The organism is Paraburkholderia sp. SIMBA_027 (assembly GCF_046535315.1).
Taxonomy (GTDB): Bacteria; Pseudomonadota; Gammaproteobacteria; order Burkholderiales; family Burkholderiaceae; genus Paraburkholderia; species Paraburkholderia tropica.
Window position 1 is genome coordinate 1 of record NZ_JAWRWY010000363.1, and the last position, 285, is coordinate 285.

Genomic DNA, 285 nt, shown 5'->3' on the forward strand with positions numbered 1-285 from the left:
GGGTGGTCGTCACAGGCGCCGGCATCAGGCCGCGGCGGCGCGCGCGGCGGCACGGCGGCCGAGCCACGCGTCGACCAGCTGCGTGAAATTGCCGGCCACTTCGTCGATCAGCGCCTGGTCGTCGCTCTGGCCGGCGAGCCAGCGCAGCGACGCATCGGCCCACAGCGTGCGGCCGACCATGAAGCCCTTGACGATCGGGTTGGTCGCCGAGCGGAAGCTGTCGACCAGGTACTGCAGCGGCTGGTTCAGCCCGAGGATCACCGCGCCGCGGCAGTGGTGGTCGCG

General features: G+C 72.6%; 1 protein-coding gene. It reads right to left on the reverse strand.

What is annotated here, in order from left to right; all coding sequences use genetic code 11:
• Positions 1 to 24 precede the first annotated feature (24 nt).
• Positions 25 to 285, reverse strand: a 261-nt coding sequence (locus tag SB764_RS39440) for a 2-deoxy-5-keto-D-gluconate 6-phosphate aldolase domain-containing protein (protein ID WP_410866674.1), incomplete at its 5' end; no start/stop codon positions are given.